A 15,345-nucleotide genomic window follows, 5' to 3' on the forward strand; every position below is an offset into this window, starting at 1 on the left:
TCATAGCTTGTCGAACACTGTTTGACAGGCTATGAAAAGAATAGATGCATAGTCTTCTGGCTATTTATAGATAGTGCGGTGAACAGAATAGAAATTTGAGATTTTCTAGCCAAACGATATGTATCACTGCTACTAAAGGCCTAAAGCAGTATAAATGAACTTATCTAAACTCTAGGACTTGGAAAACCCTCTCTGCTTTATCTTTTCGAGTTGTGATCGCACTCCCTTAATTAGTACGTTTTGCCTACTCAAAACCTATACCTTTCGAGGCGTAAGGAAAAGCGTGTTCCAATTGATGTCTCGATATAGGTTTCCTTTAAAGTCTTAGATCTTTTGAGACGCGAGATATAGAGCTTTTCTCAATGTCAAACATGCAAGATAGTACGATTTTGTGAAGAATCACCCTATGGCTTCTCGAATCTCTGTCTGAACATTCACGGTTTATAGATCTGACGCTGTTCTCAACCAATTGAGCACTGACGAATGCTTCGGTGTCCAACCGAGCAGGCTCTTCGCTTTGCCTGAACGAACGCGACTGTTGGAACCAAAAGCAAAGTGAGCCGCTTCTTGCCCCCATTCTTGAACGGCTTCCTCAATTGTCCAGGATTGAGCTGTTTCACTAAGCCCAAGTTCACAGTGAATTGTTTCAGCAATCTCTTTGAAGGTCGCTTCACCGCTTTCTAAGAAGAAAAACGATCCGGCAGACGCTTTCTCCAGTGCCAGTAAGTATGCGTCTACAAGGTCTTCAACATGGACGGTTGACCAAACATTCTCACCTTGTCCGATGTATCGTGCCTGTTGATACTTATTAGCTGTAGCAACCATTAGAGGAATTTGAATACTGTCAGCGTGTAGGCCCGTCCCGTAGCCGTAAACCAGACAGGGACACATGACAATAGAATGTACCCCCCTTGTACTGCCCTTAATGACGTGAGTATCGACGGCCACTCTACCAATCTTCTCAAAACAAATCGGTCGAGGAATGTCTTCTTGAAAAACACGAGAACTGTATTCACCGGCAGCGCGATCACCCACAATGCTCGATCCACTGTTGTGAATTAGTTTTTTACCTGACCCTTCAAGTGCTTGAAGCAACACTTCAACGGCAAACGGATCGTCAGCATCAGCAGCGTTGATAACGGCATCGGCGGATTGAGCTGCCTGTGTAAGTATCTTTTCGTCACTCAGAGAACCCATGACCGGATTAATCCCCGATTGTTTGAGCAGCTTCGACTTTTTTTCTGACCGACACAACCCATCTACAACATAGCCGGCTGCTACTAACGCCGTCGCGATTGAGCCACCAATATAACCCGATGTCCCTGTCATAAAAATTCTCATTTGTTGCTCCTTTTGCTGTGAGCCAATTATGCAAAACTACTTAGAATTATGTAAGAACGGATTTTTCTGTGACTTAGTAACAAATTTGTTCCTATCTACTGCTATGAAAACGAGAAAATGACAAGACACGAATCTTACGACGGTGCGAGTGGCTGCTACATAGAAGCAGCTTTGGAAGTTATCTCGGGCAAGTGGAAGGGGGTGATTTTGTATCACCTCTTGAATGGAACAAAGCGATTCAACGAGCTAAAACGCCTTTTCCCTGAGCTATCGCAGAGGATTTTGACAAAGCAGCTGAGGGAATTGGAAGACAACGAGATCATCAGTAGAAAGGTCTATCCAGAAATACCCCCGAAGGTTGAGTATTCTCTAACAGAGTTAGGCATGTCCTTGGAACCGACGCTACGCTCTTTAGAGAAATGGGGAGTCAACTATGTTGAGGTGACTAAGTACTCAAGAAGCACTCAACCCAAAAAGTAGAGTGTTGATGCCGAACTTTCTTTGTCTAGACGGTTAGCGCAAATATCCGCTCAGAAACCCACTGGTTTCTGAGTTGTCGCTTTATAACCAGCTATGGTTTTTACTAGCCCAAAGAAGTTCGTTTGATTCACTCTGTACTATAGTCTCGAAAATGACCGTTTGTAAGACAGTTTTGGAAGCCAAAGCAGTGAACGAGTTCTGTCCGTTTGAGATGTCTCATAACTTGTTTCATTATCTATGTATCATTATTGAGTGATATAGACGAGTTGCGAGACGGAAACATGAAGGTTGGCTATGCTCGGGTGTCTACTTTTGAGCAAGATCTAGATTTGCAGCTTGATGCGCTGGAGAAGGAGGGGTGTGATCGCATCTTTTGCGACCAGGGCGAGAGTGGGGCTAAAGACAGTCGTCCAGAATGGGACAACTGTCTCGACCATTTGCGTAAAGGAGACGCGCTTGTTATCTGGAAGCTAGACCGAGGACCAAGCATCTGATTGAATTAGCCGGAGCGTTAGAGAATCGAGGCGTGGAGCTAGGAAGCCTGAAAGAGCAGATCGATACTGCTTCAGCGATGGGCAAGTTCTTCTTTCGGATGACGGCCTCGATTGCAGAACTAGAGCGAGACATCATTCGTGAGCGCACACTGACAGGACTAGCAACAGCTAGAGCCAGAGGCCGTAGAGGTGGCAGAAAGAAGAGTATTACCGAAGGGCAGAAGTTGGAAGCTAAGCGTCTTGCCGATGAGGGTGAAATGAGTATTACAGATATCTGTGAGAAAGTTGGCATTAGCCGCGCTAGCTACTATCGGCTCGTTGGCTAAACCGAAAAAGTGTCTTACTCCATAACCTGAATGATGATGGCTTTGTCACAGATACGCAGCTTACCTCGTCTTATGGGTATAGGCGATTCTGAGGTTTTTACCACCATGAAGCTACTTGAGATTCAATCAAGCGTTCGGCAAGACGGATCAGTCTCCCGAGCACTTAGCAACGAATTCGTTCAATCATGTCAAAGCTGCCGAACAGCAGGCGCTCAAATTCAGCACCGTCAACGGGACGTAGGCACTAAACCACCGGCTCATCCAAATGCGCTCTGGACGCAGGCAAACTACACCCCACCCGAGGCGCGATCACCCGAGATGACTAACGCGCTATCCGTGTCTGAAAACTGATCGAAGAATTGCTATGGGCCGATTATCTTATTCTCGGTGTGCCGATGTACAACTTCAGCGTGCCTAGTCCACTCAAAGCGTATCTAGACAATGTTATCCGTATCAACCGGACATTCAGCTTTGATCCTTCTACTCATGAATTTAAAGGGCTAGCAGGGAATAAGAAAGCGCTGATTATTACGCCTAGTGCCGGAGACTTCACTCCAGGAACACCGTTGGCGGACATGAACTATTGCGACACTTATCTGAAGTCAGTATTGGGCTTCATCGGTATTCACGATGTGGTCGTAGTGGCTGCACCCAATCAGTTCATGGCAGACGATGCGAGAGAGCAAAGTACGCAAGCAGCTAGAAAAGAGCTGGTGCAGCTGGCTGAGCAGTGGTAGGGCATGATGGATAAGCTAGCCACATTCAACCAGCACCGAGCACTACTGTTTGCGATCGCCTATCGAATGCTAAGCAGTGCAACTGAAGCAGAAGACGTACTGCAAGAGGCTTGGATTCGTTGGCAGTCAACAACAACATCTGTTGAGACGCCTAAACCTTATCTCTCACAGATTGTTACCCGGCTCTGTATCGACTACCTACGGTCGGCGCGAGTTCGGCGCGAGCGATACGTGGGCACCTGGCTACCAGAACCGCTAGCAATCGCTTCTATCCAGAATCCTGAAGAACATGCGACCTTAGCAGAATCGCTATCGTTTGCTTTCTTGAAGCTACTCGAATATCTTTCCCCGACAGAGCGTGCTGTTTTTCTGCTGAGAGAAGTATTTGACTACAGCTACGAAGACATCGCTATAACAGTGGGTAAAAGCACATCGAATTGTCGTCAAGTAGTGCATAGGGCGAAACAGCATCTGAGAAGTCACAAACCTCGTATAGAATCTACACCTCAGCAGAAAGCAAAGGTAGTGGAGAGCTTCTTAGAGTGCTGGCAGCAAGGCAATCTCAGTGAGCTGATCTCAATAATGACAGAAGATACTGTCTTCGTTTCGGATGGCGGTGGTAAGGTGACAGCTGCGCGCTATCCGCTAAAAGGTTCTCAGAAAGTAGCCCGTTTTCTGCTCGCGCTCCGACGCAGTCGCCTCATTCCGCCAATGACTTCTCAGTTTGCTTACGTCAATGAACAACCTGGCATAGTTAACAGTGTGGAAGACAATCCTCAGAGCGTTTTCAGTTTTGAGTTCAAGGAGTGTCGCATTCAGACTATCTTTGCAGTGGCCAACCCGGAGAAGCTCGATAGTATGCGTTCTCACTTCGGTGTCTCATAATGGCATTGTCAAGTTGAGCCCAATAAACTGGTTTCAGAACAGTTTTATTCAGTAAGTGTCATCCGAGGAACCTATGCGATCAGCCTTACCCTCGTGAGCGCTCGCCAACTTTCCATCCGCTGGCACATCGTTTCTCGATAGTCTGAAGCCGTCTGTTTGTCAACGTGTCATCACACCATCACGCACGACCAAGGCGATCGCTCTTTGGTATCAGCTATTGGCACACTGAAGTAGTGGGCTGTGTCATCCACGGTCACGATGTACTCGGGGGCACTCTCTTCTTCGCTCTCCTAGTCGCTGCTCTATGCTTTGCTAAAGACCAAAGCCTGCTCTAGCTCCACTGACACCATTGACAGTCAGAACTAAGGTGATCGCTCTCGATGGTGGAGTAGACAGCACCATCGACATCATTGACACTAGTAGTGTCTACAAAATTGAGGTGATCACTCTGACAAGAAAAGATTGAAGCAATCACTCCTCTCGACAAAAGATGACTCAACTAGAACGCGATAACACCTCATCACCTCAGCGGGTCATCACGCTATCACTTACTAGCTGTAAACCTTACCTGTACCTCTGAAAGAGCTGGGCCTGTACGACGACCCGATAGCTTTCCTTCTGTCGCACGATGATGCTTCGAGCATAGCCATACTCCATTCCAGGCCCGATCACTTCCACCTCTGGCATAGGGAATGATATGGGCTGCTTCTACAGCACTGCCATCACACGCTGTCTTCGCTACACCGGCAATCCGCTCGTACTCGCAATCACATAGTCCCGGACTAGAAAGCATGGCGCGGCGAAGAGAGGCATCGCGCCTTCTCACAGGTTCCCACGTATAAAGGCACGAGAAGAGATGCCAGGCGGCATCAATGACTGCGGCAGCTCGTTCTGCGGCCAAGCTGTCAGTTACAGCAAATTCTATCTGCTGGTAGTCGGCTAAGAAAAGACTAAAGTCACTTCCGCGCATGGCCTCACCAGTGCCGACATGGCCTGTACTTCCCAACTCAGGAAACAAGTCTTTGACTAAACTGTTTAGATCTTTCTCAATCTCTGCTTTGAACTCTTCCCATTCTGGTGACTTGATCACTCTGACAGTATCTGCCCACCTTCTAGCTCCAGTCTGACGGCTTACCTGACGAGAACAAAAGTGCAGGTAGTGATAATCTCTCAGATGAAGGCACCCCTCTGCCGCACTAATGATGGCTTCAGGCCGCTGCTTGAGGTTCTTTTTGAGCTGCTTGGCTGGCGTACGCGAATGGACGTTGTAGAAGGAGATGTCTCCGTCCCTCACTTGTATCCCAGACCGATAGCCGCTTCTACGACTGCCAACGCGCTGAATCACGGAGAAACACGGATCGATAATGTACCATTCGAATAAATTGCCTCTGGCTGCTCGGCTAGCGGCGGGTCGGCCTAGACGTTCAGCCAGCGCATCTTTGAGAAACCCTACCCCTCTTGGTTCTTCGTCGCCTGTCATCGCTGCTTCCTTTGCTCATAGCCCAGAATGCCCACACAAACTTATCGCTGCGACTGCGTAGGATTGGGTTGCTGAATGAAGTCAAAGTAGCGATACTTACCCTATGCAAGCGGGATAGCAATGGTGGGAAAACAGAAATCTACTTGGAATGAGCAGCAGGCAGCTAAGGCTAGAGCGTATATTTCGCAGTGCGTTACCGAGCTTTGCAAGCAAAACGCTTTCCCTGAAGGCATTACCGCACGCTTTGTTTTACTTTCTAACTATCGTGTCTCAGGGCAAACGCTCTATCGTCATCGAGATCTTTGGCATCCTAATCATATGAGCCAGCAGCAGCTAGCAACTCTCTCTCGGATCAATAGCAAGACCAAGAACGGCAACCATAAGAATCACCCGACATCTATAGGGGCAAACGAACGCTAATGCAATCGCTCTGCTCTACAGTCAGAGCACAACTCTACATGAACGTGATATCACCTCATCACATCAACTGGAAGGTAACAGACACATCATTGACACCAGTGACACAAATGGAGCAGTCAGACAGGGAGTTGCCCCATCTATGTCGCTCACGGCATCGTTGGTAAGGAAATTGCTTTGGATTAGGGCGATCACTCTGCCTATCTAGAGGCTGAGGCGATCGCGCAGCACAACAGTCTAGCGCTGGGGCTTTGCTTTCTTCCCATTCGACTAGGATAGCCCCACACCATTGTCGTAAACACTAGGTTGTTCTGGGTGCGTCATCTCGTAGACCTTCAGCGCTAATTCTTGGCTATTGCGATAGGGCTTCCAGTTCGGGTTATCCAGCCGAGACTTACCAGGCTGCCCTGTGCGGCTAAGAGCTAGCTGAGAGTAGGGCGCTGTCGTTTTACCTACGCGAGTTGCTGTCGGCGGTAGGGTAACTGGTATATAGGTTGGTCTGCGTATTGAGATAGGCATGCCTAAATGAGTCACCAACCACTCCCTTCTACAGCAGATGTCGAATATTGACCAGGGCCACTGCTTCTATTAAGTCGTTATCAGCTCTTGAACCCTCGTACAGTCTCACTTCTGTTCAGTTTGCTAAAGGTCATAAGCTTGATGCATATCTAACCAGCTTTCAGCCATTGGAGCCATTTGTATAGTTGCCAATCATTTTCACCAGGAGAATGCGTCAGTGATGGCGATCACCTCGGTAGACAAGGCTAAAGGAAATCGTGAAAGTCAGGTGCTGATACTAACTAAGCACTGATTCAATGCTAGCATGTAGCTACGTTGCTACATATTGTTTAGAGGCTACCATGTATAGCATTTCAAGTCGAGAGTTCAATCAAGATGTTAGTAAAGCTAAGCGGGCAACAGAACAAGGGCCGGTCTTCATAACCAATAGGGGCACTCCTGCCTATGTATTGCTAACCGTGGAAGACTATCACAAGCTAGTTGGCAATACTCATAGCGTTGCTGACTTACTTTCTATGCTAGAGACCAATCACGACGCTGAGATTGACTTCGATCCAGTGCGCTCTTCTCAAGTCACTGCGCGAACAGTAGATTTGTCATAATGTTTTTGCTAGATACCAACGTGGTTTCCGAGCTGCGTAAAGTCGGAGCGGGTAGGGCTAATCCTCAAGTAACCAGATGGGCCATCGCTACGCCAGGAGAACAGACGTTTTTATCAGCTATTACTATCTTTGAACTAGAGCGAGGTGTACTGCAAATAGAGCGGCGAGACTATGAACAGGGCAAGGCGCTTCGCCAGTGGCTGAATGATGGCGTTCTTGCTAACTATGCTAATCGTATTATTCCGTTCGATACCAAAATTGCTCAACGCTGTGCTTCGCTTCATGTACCGGACCCTCAGTCAGACTACGATGCGATGATTGCCGCAACAGCTTTAGAGAACAGCCTGATTGTAGTTACTCGCAACACAAAAGATTTTGAAAAGACAGGCGTGAAGTTACTCAATCCTTGGCTTTGATGCTCGTGATCGCCTAGGGGTGGAGTGAATGAGGAAGTATGGAGTACCAGCTAGAGAAGTAGCAGACGCAGGACTGGCGGAAAGGAAGTCGCCACTACTGCCATGAAGTGATTGCGTGCTACAGACCAACTTAGACAGAATCGAACGCATCCTAGAAGCTACCGCTACTCGCTAGCGTCATCCTCAACACCACTGACACCAATAGATCAGTCAGAACCGAGGTACTCATAGTCAGGCAATCGCTCTTTAATCGCGCACATTGACGAAGAGTGCCTAGATCTAGTGTCCTTTGACTTTGACCAGACCAGCAATTCAGCACTCACTATACTGTCATCTAACCTAAACAAGGCGCTCTCACACCTCAAACAATTCATTCGTGTCATTTTTATTAGGACAGTTTAAGTAACACGAATGACTGCTGGAAGATAAGAAACAGAGATGGGGCAATAGCGATCACAATGTTAGAGCTTAAGCATCCTTACACGTTTCTGGCGCACCACCAGTTCTATCAAATAAACTATTAGTTGTCTTTCAACAATCGGCGTTGCTTTGTCCATCGGTAGTCAATGCCTCTGTTAGCTCAATGACTCATCAACTCTTCGTGTACGGAACGCTCGTTCCTGGGCGGTCTAATGAACATGTCTTAGCTATTGAGCCACTCTCGCATCCACAGGTAGCTTCTAACCATGAAAGCAGGTTCTGACCAGATAGGAAATTGGAACATCTGACGTTATCCCTTTGATTAGTTGCGTTCACTTAAGTAGTTAGTCAGATGAATATTAGGGACTAGTATCCCAACGAAGTCATAAGTTTATGCGTCAGTGGAAGTTGTTCCTATCAAAATTCTTACTTGGGTTATGGATAGTATTGTTTAGCAGCTATCTCTCTCTCATTATCTTCGAGACCCGTAGCATCAATGCTGATAGCCCGATCGTAGAAGTCTCTCTCGAAGCGACCAGTTCGGTCAACGAGGTGGCCATTCCCGGACGCAGTTTTACCTGCACAAAGGTCGATTCGCAAGATCAGTGCCGAGCCGAGATTCTAGGCCGTCCATTAGTCTTAACACTGACACCTAACGAATCCAATGGGTTCGTTAGTAGCTGTCGAGCAACCTACGGTGGGCAACCTGTTGGCTGCTACAACAACGACTTTGGCCTCGGGGCCATGATCCAGAGAGCCTTTCAAATTCGAGACATTGAGCTAGATACTCAGCAGCTCAAAGCCGTGCGCAGAAGGTACTGGGGACTTAATACGCTGCTGGATACTGGAGAAGTACGGCTCGTAAATATTGGGACTGGTCTAGCGATCGCATTCAGTATCATCGTTGCTTGTTTTGTTTGGGTTCGCACTAAGCCCCTCAATTCTTCAAAAGGATACTATGTACCTAGAATGATTGTGTTAGTAACTAGCGGCCTCTGTGTTGGGTTTGTAAGCTACTGGTCTTTCATAGTATTACTCTTGAGCACGGGATTCGCCGATTAATCCGTCAATCGCGATTCTAGTAAGAGATGCTTTCTCTGTCTAGCCTAATTCTAAATTAGCCAGCCTGCGCTAGGCGAGGAGTCTTAATGATAAGACTTACAGGCGCGAGCGCAAAGCCCGCGCCTGTATTGAACTAGTAATATCTATACCCGCCTAATCGATTTCCTAGTGGCTATCTCCTTCAGTCCTGTTGTGCAGTGGAGCGATCTCGCTACTTTACCGCCGCTAACAGTTTGACTCTATCTCCCTCTACAATCCAATTACACTCGGTATCTTGCTCTCTCTGTTTTTAAATCCTATACGGAATCTGAAGTTGAATAGGCGACCACTTCTTTCACAATATCCAGAAAACCAGAAAACCAGCAGTAACGCAGACGCAGGCGTTCGCTCTGGAAGGTGAAGGGCTAGCGATCACTCTATGGGAAAGCATCGACATTTATCAGATACGAGTCGGTAACAAGGTGAGGGTACCTCAGGATATGATTGATTTTAAGTCTTGCGATGCCTCTTCAGGCAAAAGATACATTGTACATTCGCGCAGAATTTTCTCAGGTCGAATCTGGTTGTGAGCGCACCAAACCCGAATACATTCATCTGCCAACAACTCAATCTCATTCGGATCGGTAACTGCCGTGGCGGTCAAGGGATCGCACTGTAGAATATCGAGGAGCTTCACAGTCTCGGGCCTGCGAATTTCCTGATTGTGAGGAGTGTAGATTAATCCATGATACTGATCTTGGTATTGCAGCAGGACATAGATAGCTGGGTGCTTCTCCGCATAGATTTTTGCACTAACCAAATCATTAGTCAGTTTGAGCGCGTAGTCGCGATGCAACTGTAACTGCGCCGTGTGCTGATAATAAGGGGAGATATCCAAGTTGGACAACTGCTCGATATCTATATCGCCCGCTAGCAAAGTCACATTAGAAGCTAGATCTGACATGGCAACATCCTGTACCTGACTCTCTGTTAAAACCGGCAAGTCGATAATCCTAGCTGATTCGTCATGACGGTCTATCAGTTGGTGCCAGCGACGTTGAATAGCCTTTAGGTCGCTAGCGAGCGGATTGTCAACGCTTAAGGTAGGCACAAAGGTATATACGTGCACCGTGCGAGCTTCTGACCAGAAACGGAGGATACGGCCTGCTCGTTGAATGGGGCCGATAGGTGTCCAATCAATGTCGTAGTTGATGACAACAGCAGCATCTTGCATATTGACACCAACACCATGGGCATCAGTGGAAATGAAAACATCGTAGCTTTTCAGGCTAGCATCCGCTTGATTGGCTTCTGGCGCAAACGCCTCAATTAATTTCTCAATTTCATGAGACTCTTTCATCTCGAATGAGTCTGCCTGTTTCTCAATAGTCGCCGCCACTGATAGATTATGCATTAGCTCGGACAGAGCATTGCTCAAATAAACAACCGTTGCTCTGCGCTCGCAGAAGATAATTACCTTCTCGCGATTGGCCCGATGAAGGTTCAATCGTTCAACTAATGCCCTGAGTTTCGTATCGGCGGCCTCTGTCTGCTGCTCAAGCTTGGCTAGAATGGGCTCTAGCGCCTCCCGACGTCGTCTTTTGCTCACCCTAAAGGCAACTTTTCCTTGTTTAGAAAAGTCAAAGGCATTCTTGCCGCCGGGCGTTTCTAGCACTCTTTGGAGAACGCCTTTGAGCGCAAGGGGCGAGCTAGTCCAGGCAACTCTGACTAACCGCTCTATATTCTTTCTGAAAAGCCCCTTAGTGTTTAAATCAAAGCAGCCCTCAGAGATTAGAGAGGATAGTTCTGTCTCTAGGTCGAGCGGAAATTCTAAGCTATACAATCGAACCTTTGGAATGTAGCGACGCTCTTCTGTACCATATTGAATGTATGTCCCTCGATCATCTTTGATCCCGTAGTACATCGCAACGTGAGGAGTAGTCAGCTGTGAGGCTACTGGTAGACTAATAAATTCGTCAGTATCTTCGATCCGCCAGCTACATTCGGAAAATTCTGGTTCTGAGAAAAGAGCTCGGTTTTCTCCTGTTGGAGGCAGCAAGCTGAGCTGATTGTTCAAGTTGTCCGTGTTAGTGGCATATGGGGAACCTGTTAATAACAATACTTTTGAATTTCCTTGCCCTATCAAAGAGGATAACCGCTTAAAAGCACGGCGTTCGTTCTCGGGCGTTTGCTTGCTGCTCAACCGGTTGGTATAGCGATTCCTTAACTCATGGCTCTCATCGATGATGATTAGCCAGCGCCGACTACTTCCAGCATTAGCAATGTCTTCAAAGTCGGAAAGCGCTTCTATACGCTCGTCAGTCATATCTAAGACTCTAAGTACGAAATATTCATGAGGCAGAGCAGCAAAACGGCACTCCTGTTTCCAGCTACGTCTGACAGCTTTGGGGCCAACGACGATAATATTGTCAATGAGATCTTCATCTTTAAGATGCAACGCAACGTGAATCGCAACAACTGTTTTTCCTAAGCCTGTCGAAGCCACCAACATAGAGCCGCCGTACTCTCGAATCTGTCGCAGCGTCTGTGCAATCATATCAGTCTGATAGCTGACTGGCTGCTTCGGATATGTCATTTTTAATGGCTGAAGATCTTCTAAAGCCAGCATCGTTTTAAGATAGACATCCCAAGGCGTTGCCAATTGTAGCCATCGACGCAGCGCCTCCAGCAGTTCTTGAGTCAAGTCTTGAGCCCTGGCGAAGTAATCTTCAAAGTTCGCGATCAACTTTCTAACTTCTGAAAGACTCGTGACTAAACTACCTGACTCAATCTGTTCTAGCAACCCCCGACCTGTCGTATTAGACGACCCGATAATGGCAATAGCCTCATCGACTAAATAGATTTTTGCATGGTGGCTAAGGGCTCTGGCATCTAGAAGCAAAAATTGATCGTTCTCGATTCTTTCAATCAGGTCAGCGACGGCTTGGCGACGTTGGCGATCACAACCTGTTCTCAAGGCTCTCATAATTTCCTGAATTAAAGCCATCCGAGCACGCTCTTCTCCAGGCTCTTCGACCCCTACCAGCAAAGCCACCGGCTTGCCCTTTGTATGTGGTCGAATATAGTTCCAGCCTTTGATGGTAAAAAAACCAGAAGCTATACGAATTTTGCTACGCCCTGATTGAAAACAAAGCTTAATTACTCTCAAAGCCGTGCCTTCTTCAAACCAGGTGAGCGGGAGATCTGATAACTGAGTCGGAATAGGGTTTTTAGCAATGGCTAAACTTTCTGATTTATCAGATGACACGGCCTACATACCTGCTTTCTCTATGAATTAGTACAAGCATACTTCATAGAGAATCTATTCTAAAGCGGTAGGGTCTTTAACAACTTTGTTGAGACGATTCCATTGTAAAGAATGCGTAGCCCCGGGCCGACATGCCCTGATCTCAGCCTTGAAATGCCTTCCTCCACGCTTGTCTTAGCTAGGGTTCGATGAGCCTATCGGTTAGCCGCTTATTGTTGGACTATGCTCAAAACCCTGCTGCCGAGATAACCTGTACAGCTGCCTCGACCTCTCATGCTCTCCTCTAATCGCTAGCATCCCTGCTAAGTTGTTGGTCGCTACGCTATAGCCCTGCGCTGAGGAGCGCTCGTACCACTCAATCGCTTTATCACTATCTATTTTCGCGCCTAAACCCAACTGATACAAAGTCCCTACCATGCACTGCGCTTCTGCATTGCCTGCTTCAGCCGCTCGAATCACTTTCGGCCACGCCGCCTCAAAATCTTGCTGCTGATATTCGAGATAGCCTGGAAACCTAGCTTCACTCATTCACTCCATCCTTGACCTCAGTTGGCCAGTTCATCGCTTTTGTTGTCTCTGCCGGTAGGTTCGACGCGATCACCTCTGACCAGGCTTGTCGCGAGCTGTTGTCAGCGATGGGGGTAAAAGTCATATTTGAAACGATAGCTTTCAGCAGTAGGGGTCTGTATGAATAGCTGCGCTTAAACTTAGCGCGCTTTCTGTATGACGAGGTGATAGCGCTTGCAGTTGTGATTATACTGAATGCCGCTGGTTTCTACTTACTATGCTATGACGGTTGAAGTTTACAAGCCTGCTCTGAAGCCTAGACCTGTACCATCAGTATTGACGCCGCCTGTTGTGCCGATTCGTGCTGAGCGTAGGGCGGTCGTGGACATTCCTGCTAGGCAGGATAGCCTAGTCTTCAAGCCTATGCAGCCGCGCCTAGACTTAGTTGTCGGGATAGAGGAGATGATGCATCCTGACAGGCCTAGTTTCGCTGAACTGGAGGCGCTGGTTATTGCTGAAGGACTGTTGTGAGTAGTTATCGGTTTGCGACAGATGACGCTTATGGTGCGCCGTGTGATTGCCTATGACAGGTTTATGCAATCACTTGACCTTAGATAACCGCATATATTTAGGCTTTGGGTGGCCGTCTAGCTACTGAAGCAGAGTCTGTGCGCTACTGTGCGTTCACTAGATACAAGGAAGTCAAAAACGGTGCTGTCAACAAGCTATACAGTACATGAGAACCGACTTTGCAACCATCAGACAAAGTGTTCGTCCGTGTCATTGAGGGTCATCTACAGCCTTGATTAGCCGTCCTTCATCGTTGAACTGAAGCCCAAGCTCACCCACCCAGATAAAGCCTTCTTTCTCATGGAAGGACTTGTGATGATCGAGCAGTTGAGCGGCAGCAATCACCTCTGCCTGAGATGCTTCTGGGTCTGCGGCAACCGGCAGCATAGAAAGCGTTTGATTGAGCATGACCGATTTGCCCCCAAACGACTCTCGCAAGTATGTCAGCGTAATTCCCATATCAAGTGATTGATATGCCCACCACAGATTGGAGCCAACTAAGCTAAGTGACAACAAGGAGATGATGACACGAGACTTCTTCATTTGGGAGAATTCTTTGCCGTTTGTCGGTCCTGACACCACGCAATTAGCAAAGCATAAGGAGTACACCCATTACTACAAACTCGGCTGCCGCTAATACGGATAACATCAATAGATGAGTACGTTCAATAGAGCGCTTTTACCATCTCAACAATGAAGACTTTTAGCACATTGACTCTGCCGTCAGTCTTAAGTTGTAAAGTAGAGGCATATCCTGACTTTTTGCCTACAGGCTATGTTTCAAAACTATAAGCAATCGCTGATTTTGATACATAGGATATAGGCGTTTCGCGCTTAGCATTCAGTGCTCTAGTCTAGGCTTAAGTTCCTGTTTGCCAACTTCGGTACTCTGTGTAAGCAACTTCTCTTATCCAACCGGGAGTCGAACCCGTATGACAAGATTTGTCGAATCCAAGGACGGCTGTAGAATTGCATACGATAAACAGGGCAACGGTTCAGCACTGTTGTTGATACACGGAGGATTCACACAGAGTCGAGGAGTTTGGACAGATCTCTCATACGTTCAAGAATTACAACAACAATACACAGTCATCACGGTCGATATCAGGGGACATGGCGAGAGCGATAAGCCAAAAGCGAAGCAAGCCTATGCTGTCGAGCGACTCTTAGAAGATATAGACGCAGTCGCTGAAGACGCCAAGGTTGATCACTGCTTCGTTTGGGGGTTCTCTTTGGGTGCTTCTATCTGTTTACATACAGCAGTCAATAGAGAACTATTAGGCGGTGTAGCAGCAGCTTCGTTCTTTGGACAGGACTTGATAGAGTACGGTAAGCGCAATATTCCTAGCTTAGAAGCAGCGGTCGAAGCACGAGCGCAGAACCGGTTAGACTTATCTACACTTTCAGCAGAAGAACGCTTCTTTGTAGACAACGCAGACCTTGACATCGCTTTAGCCATATCGAAAGCGATGGTAGATTGGCCACGAATAGAGCCGACGATGCTGCGATCACCACTACTGATATATGCTGGCACTAGCGATGAACCAACTTATTCCATCTTGAAAAGACAATCGGACGACATACAAAGTAGCGGCGCGAAGCTATGCTTCATCGAAGGGTTAGACCACTTTCAAGCTGTCACGGAGAAGAAAATCGTGCTTCCTGTCGTACAAGAGTTCCTAGCCTGCACATAATTGGGTGCATGAGAGTTGAAGAGTTCGCCACCTTGATAAAAGCAGTCGCGTCAAGACGTCTCATTAGCTATGAGTTTTAGAATGATTATACGTACTATCTCTAGAAAGGAGTTTAGAACAATCATACATACTGGGTGTAGTTCGTCAG

18 protein-coding genes and 1 pseudogene are annotated in these 15,345 nt (G+C 47.3%); 12 read left to right on the forward strand and 7 right to left on the reverse strand.

What is annotated here, in order from left to right; translation table 11 throughout:
- Window positions 1-441: 441 nt before the first annotated feature.
- Window positions 442-1,329, reverse strand: a complete 888-nt coding sequence (locus S7335_RS21960) for an NAD-dependent epimerase/dehydratase family protein (protein WP_006457819.1) — start codon at window positions 1,327-1,329, stop codon at window positions 442-444.
- A 129-nt stretch (window positions 1,330-1,458) separates the two neighbouring features.
- Here S7335_RS21960 and S7335_RS21965 point away from each other — a divergent pair, with 129 nt between their 5' ends.
- The 6 genes and pseudogenes from S7335_RS21965 to S7335_RS21980 all read left to right on the forward strand — a co-directional run bounded on the left by S7335_RS21965 (window position 1,459) and on the right by S7335_RS21980 (window position 4,263).
- The gene (locus S7335_RS21965; RefSeq protein WP_006457955.1) at window positions 1,459-1,821 is read left to right on the forward strand and encodes a helix-turn-helix domain-containing protein; all 363 of its coding nucleotides are present in this window, start codon (window positions 1,459-1,461) and stop codon (window positions 1,819-1,821) included.
- Between the two features lie 281 nt (window positions 1,822-2,102).
- Window positions 2,103-2,440 (forward strand): annotated as a pseudogene (locus tag S7335_RS29600) (recombinase family protein); the annotation flags it as partial.
- The gene (locus S7335_RS29300) at window positions 2,414-2,641 is read left to right on the forward strand and encodes a helix-turn-helix domain-containing protein (protein WP_369791695.1); all 228 of its coding nucleotides are present in this window, start codon (window positions 2,414-2,416) and stop codon (window positions 2,639-2,641) included. The pseudogene S7335_RS29600 and the gene S7335_RS29300, both read left to right, overlap by 27 nt.
- Window positions 2,642-2,746: 105 nt before the next feature.
- On the forward strand, window positions 2,747-2,992 hold the full coding sequence (locus S7335_RS29015) for a hypothetical protein (RefSeq protein ID WP_006458095.1): 246 nt from the start codon (window positions 2,747-2,749) through the stop codon (window positions 2,990-2,992).
- A 44-nt stretch (window positions 2,993-3,036) separates the two neighbouring features.
- Window positions 3,037-3,378 (forward strand): FMN-dependent NADH-azoreductase, encoded by a 342-nt coding sequence (locus S7335_RS29020; RefSeq protein WP_006458351.1) that lies wholly within the window; start codon window positions 3,037-3,039, stop codon window positions 3,376-3,378.
- A gap of 3 nt (window positions 3,379-3,381) precedes the next feature.
- Entirely contained in the window at window positions 3,382-4,263 is an 882-nt protein-coding gene (locus S7335_RS21980; RefSeq protein ID WP_006457948.1) for an RNA polymerase sigma-70 factor, read from the forward strand.
- 544 nt (window positions 4,264-4,807) lie between these two features.
- Here the strand turns inward: S7335_RS21980 and S7335_RS21985 are convergent.
- Window positions 4,808-5,743, reverse strand: a complete 936-nt coding sequence (locus S7335_RS21985; protein ID WP_006457772.1) for an HNH endonuclease — start codon at window positions 5,741-5,743, stop codon at window positions 4,808-4,810.
- Window positions 5,744-5,866: 123 nt separating this feature from the next.
- Here S7335_RS21985 and S7335_RS21990 point away from each other — a divergent pair, with 123 nt between their 5' ends.
- Entirely contained in the window at window positions 5,867-6,163 is a 297-nt protein-coding gene (locus S7335_RS21990) for a hypothetical protein (RefSeq protein WP_227500093.1), read from the forward strand.
- Between the two features lie 267 nt (window positions 6,164-6,430).
- Here the strand turns inward: S7335_RS21990 and S7335_RS21995 are convergent, their stop codons facing one another.
- Complete coding sequence (locus S7335_RS21995; protein WP_006458132.1) at window positions 6,431-6,679, reverse strand: hypothetical protein; 249 nt, start codon at window positions 6,677-6,679, stop codon at window positions 6,431-6,433.
- 341 nt (window positions 6,680-7,020) lie between these two features.
- On the opposite strand from S7335_RS21995, the gene S7335_RS22000 reads away from it, so the two are divergent.
- The 3 genes from S7335_RS22000 (at window position 7,021) to S7335_RS22010 (ending at window position 9,179) form a co-directional block, all read left to right on the forward strand.
- Entirely contained in the window at window positions 7,021-7,281 is a 261-nt protein-coding gene (locus tag S7335_RS22000; RefSeq protein WP_006457806.1) for a type II toxin-antitoxin system Phd/YefM family antitoxin, read from the forward strand.
- A complete protein-coding gene (locus S7335_RS22005; protein ID WP_006458453.1) occupies window positions 7,281-7,697 on the forward strand; it encodes a type II toxin-antitoxin system VapC family toxin in 417 nt (138 codons plus the stop codon). Before S7335_RS22000 ends, S7335_RS22005 begins: the two co-directional genes overlap by 1 nt.
- A gap of 813 nt (window positions 7,698-8,510) precedes the next feature.
- A complete protein-coding gene (locus S7335_RS22010; RefSeq protein ID WP_038019460.1) occupies window positions 8,511-9,179 on the forward strand; it encodes a hypothetical protein in 669 nt (222 codons plus the stop codon).
- A 472-nt stretch (window positions 9,180-9,651) separates the two neighbouring features.
- Here S7335_RS22010 and S7335_RS22015 read toward each other — a convergent pair whose 3' ends face one another.
- From S7335_RS22015 to S7335_RS29305, 3 genes are all read right to left on the reverse strand, one after another.
- Window positions 9,652-12,426 (reverse strand): helicase-related protein, encoded by a 2,775-nt coding sequence (locus tag S7335_RS22015; RefSeq protein ID WP_006457794.1) that lies wholly within the window; start codon window positions 12,424-12,426, stop codon window positions 9,652-9,654.
- A gap of 201 nt (window positions 12,427-12,627) precedes the next feature.
- Window positions 12,628-12,954, reverse strand: coding sequence for a tetratricopeptide repeat protein (locus S7335_RS22020; RefSeq protein ID WP_006458407.1), 327 nt, complete (start codon window positions 12,952-12,954; stop codon window positions 12,628-12,630).
- Window positions 12,947-13,078: a hypothetical protein gene (locus S7335_RS29305; protein ID WP_255346494.1), complete on the reverse strand. Its 132-nt coding sequence runs from the start codon at window positions 13,076-13,078 to the stop codon at window positions 12,947-12,949. The genes S7335_RS22020 and S7335_RS29305 overlap by 8 nt, the downstream gene beginning before the upstream one ends.
- Window positions 13,079-13,215: 137 nt before the next feature.
- Here S7335_RS29305 and S7335_RS22025 point away from each other — a divergent pair, with 137 nt between their 5' ends.
- Window positions 13,216-13,464 carry a hypothetical protein gene (locus S7335_RS22025; RefSeq protein ID WP_157620627.1) on the forward strand — a complete coding sequence of 83 codons (249 nt, stop codon included), beginning with the start codon at window positions 13,216-13,218 and terminating at the stop codon, window positions 13,462-13,464.
- Between the two features lie 249 nt (window positions 13,465-13,713).
- On the opposite strand, the gene S7335_RS22030 is transcribed toward S7335_RS22025, so the two are convergent.
- Window positions 13,714-14,046, reverse strand: coding sequence for a hypothetical protein (locus S7335_RS22030; RefSeq protein ID WP_038019463.1), 333 nt, complete (start codon window positions 14,044-14,046; stop codon window positions 13,714-13,716).
- A 389-nt stretch (window positions 14,047-14,435) separates the two neighbouring features.
- On the opposite strand from S7335_RS22030, the gene S7335_RS26405 reads away from it, so the two are divergent.
- A complete protein-coding gene (locus S7335_RS26405; protein ID WP_006458292.1) occupies window positions 14,436-15,197 on the forward strand; it encodes an alpha/beta fold hydrolase in 762 nt (253 codons plus the stop codon).
- The last annotated feature ends 148 nt before the right edge of the window (window positions 15,198-15,345 follow it).

The organism is Synechococcus sp. PCC 7335 (assembly GCF_000155595.1).
In the GTDB taxonomy this organism is placed as follows: Bacteria; Cyanobacteriota; Cyanobacteriia; order Phormidesmidales; family Phormidesmidaceae; genus Phormidesmis.

What these genes read in the sequence shown, in the direction of transcription:
- S7335_RS22000 (WP_006457806.1), top strand. Translation starts at nt 7,021, where the DNA reads ATGTATAGCATTTCAAGTCGAGAGTTCAATCAAGATGTTAGTAAAGCT.
- S7335_RS22020 (WP_006458407.1), bottom strand. Translation starts at nt 12,954, where the DNA reads ATGAGTGAAGCTAGGTTTCCAGGCTATCTCGAATATCAGCAGCAAGAT.
- S7335_RS26405 (WP_006458292.1), top strand. Translation starts at nt 14,436, where the DNA reads ATGACAAGATTTGTCGAATCCAAGGACGGCTGTAGAATTGCATACGAT.
- S7335_RS29020 (WP_006458351.1), top strand. Translation starts at nt 3,037, where the DNA reads ATGTACAACTTCAGCGTGCCTAGTCCACTCAAAGCGTATCTAGACAAT.
- S7335_RS29300 (WP_369791695.1), top strand. Translation starts at nt 2,414, where the DNA reads ATGACGGCCTCGATTGCAGAACTAGAGCGAGACATCATTCGTGAGCGC.
- S7335_RS22025 (WP_157620627.1), top strand. Translation starts at nt 13,216, where the DNA reads ATGACGGTTGAAGTTTACAAGCCTGCTCTGAAGCCTAGACCTGTACCA.
- S7335_RS22005 (WP_006458453.1), top strand. Translation starts at nt 7,281, where the DNA reads ATGTTTTTGCTAGATACCAACGTGGTTTCCGAGCTGCGTAAAGTCGGA.
- S7335_RS21985 (WP_006457772.1), bottom strand. Translation starts at nt 5,743, where the DNA reads ATGACAGGCGACGAAGAACCAAGAGGGGTAGGGTTTCTCAAAGATGCG.
- S7335_RS21980 (WP_006457948.1), top strand. Translation starts at nt 3,382, where the DNA reads ATGATGGATAAGCTAGCCACATTCAACCAGCACCGAGCACTACTGTTT.
- S7335_RS22030 (WP_038019463.1), bottom strand. Translation starts at nt 14,046, where the DNA reads ATGAAGAAGTCTCGTGTCATCATCTCCTTGTTGTCACTTAGCTTAGTT.
- S7335_RS29015 (WP_006458095.1), top strand. Translation starts at nt 2,747, where the DNA reads ATGAAGCTACTTGAGATTCAATCAAGCGTTCGGCAAGACGGATCAGTC.
- S7335_RS22010 (WP_038019460.1), top strand. Translation starts at nt 8,511, where the DNA reads ATGCGTCAGTGGAAGTTGTTCCTATCAAAATTCTTACTTGGGTTATGG.
- S7335_RS21995 (WP_006458132.1), bottom strand. Translation starts at nt 6,679, where the DNA reads ATGCCTATCTCAATACGCAGACCAACCTATATACCAGTTACCCTACCG.
- S7335_RS21965 (WP_006457955.1), top strand. Translation starts at nt 1,459, where the DNA reads ATGACAAGACACGAATCTTACGACGGTGCGAGTGGCTGCTACATAGAA.
- S7335_RS21960 (WP_006457819.1), bottom strand. Translation starts at nt 1,329, where the DNA reads ATGACAGGGACATCGGGTTATATTGGTGGCTCAATCGCGACGGCGTTA.
- S7335_RS29305 (WP_255346494.1), bottom strand. Translation starts at nt 13,078, where the DNA reads ATGACTTTTACCCCCATCGCTGACAACAGCTCGCGACAAGCCTGGTCA.